Here is a 1,606-nt window from a genome sequence, read left to right as displayed (position 1 = left end):
CTGGAGGGACGCGGCCAGCGCGGGGCCCACCCGGCCGGCGCCGACGACGCCGACGGCGAGCCGCGCGGGGCGGTCCTTGGGCTCTGGCTGTTGGAATGTGCTCACGCGAGTGCGGCCTTCCCGTTCCAGTCCGCTCCGGGTACCGGACGATTTCTCGTCATGTTAACGCGATCGGTTCGAGAGGCGTCCGGTTGTCCACAGGCTGTGGGTTGTCGCACAGCCCCGGCGCACCGGAGAGCCGGTGGAAACCCGGGTGCTCGCACGGACGTGCGCCAGGCATCATCCGGAGCATGAGCGATGCGGCGGAGCAGAGTGACCAAAGTGGCCAAGAGGCAGAGCCGACTACCGAGGAGGAGCAGATCCAGGAGCGCCGTAAACGGCGTATCCGCGCGATCCGGAGCGCGGAGCGCGTACTCGCGCGCCTCGGCTTCCTTGACCCCCTCCGGGAGCGGCTCGCCTTCGTGCAGGAGGCGGCCGAACTGTACGACCTGGACGAGGCGTCGGACATGTACGGCACCGGTGTCGTCGAGACCCTGGAGAAGCGGGTCGCCGAACTGCTCGGCAAGGAGGCCGCCGCCTTCTTCCCCACGGGCACGATGGCGCAGCAGGTGGCCCTGCGCTGCTGGGCGGGCCGCACCGGCAACCCGACGGTCGCCCTGCACCCGCTGGCCCACCCCGAAGTGCACGAACGGGACGCCTTCAGCCAGGTCAGCGGTTTGCGCCCGGTCCATGTGACGAGCGAGCCCCGGCAGCCGACCGCCGACGAGGTGCACGACTTCCCGGAGCCCTTCGGGACGCTGATGCTCGAACTGCCCCTCCGGGACGCCGGTTTCGTCCTGCCCTCCTGGGAGGAGCTCTCCGCCCTCGTCGACGCCGCGCACGAACGCGACGCGGTGGTCCATTTCGACGGCGCCCGCCTGTGGGAGTCCACCTCCCACTTCGGCCGCCCGCTCGACGAGATCGCAGGCCTGGCGGACAGCGTCTACGTGTCGTTCTACAAGTCCCTCGGCGCCCTCGGCGGCGCCGCACTCGCCGGCCCGAAGACCCTGATCGACGAGGCGAAGACGTGGCGGCACCGCTACGGAGGCATGGTCTTCCAGCAGTTCCCCAGCGCGCTGACGGCACTCGCGGGCCTGGACCTGGAGCTGCCCCGGCTGCCCGAGCAGGTGGCCCACGCGCGCGTGATCGCCGAGGCGCTGCGCGAGGGGTTCGCCGCGGCCGGTGTGCCATGGACCCGCGTCCATCCAGAAGAGCCGCACACACACGACTTCCAGGTCTGGCTGCCGTACGACCGCGACGCCGTCACGGAGGCCGCGATCCGGCAGGCGGAGGAGACGAGGACCGCTCTCTTCTCCAACCCCTGGAACGCGAAGGGTCCGGGGGTGGCGGTCACGGAGGTCTACGTACGGGCCGCCGCCCTGGAGTGGACGGCCGACGACGTGAAGGCGGCGGTCGCGGACTTCGTGGTCCTCCTGAAGGAGGAGACGGCCCGCCAGAAAGCGGCGGGGCCGGTCGGCGGATGAAGGCGGGGGCCGCCGGCCATGGGGGCGCGCACAGCGGTCGAGGGGCTGCCGGCCGACGGAACACGTGAGCACGCCGTCAACAG

At 71.4% G+C, this 1,606-nt stretch carries 1 protein-coding gene and 1 pseudogene; one reads left to right on the top strand and one right to left on the bottom strand.

Features of this window, described 5'->3' with window-relative positions; translation table 11 throughout:
* Positions 1–105 (bottom strand): annotated as a pseudogene (locus tag R6V09_RS52650) (oxidoreductase); the annotation flags it as partial.
* 185 nt (positions 106–290) lie between these two features.
* Between R6V09_RS52650 and R6V09_RS52645 the strand changes: the two are divergent.
* Positions 291–1,523, top strand: coding sequence for a threonine aldolase family protein (locus R6V09_RS52645; protein WP_317888482.1), 1,233 nt, complete (start codon positions 291–293; stop codon positions 1,521–1,523).
* Positions 1,524–1,606: the final 83 nt, after the last annotated feature.

Source organism: Streptomyces sp. W16 (assembly GCF_033194735.1).
Taxonomy (GTDB): domain Bacteria; phylum Actinomycetota; class Actinomycetes; order Streptomycetales; family Streptomycetaceae; genus Streptomyces.
Note: the sequence above shows the minus strand (reverse complement) of the source record. Positions and strands in the feature narration are given on the sequence as shown.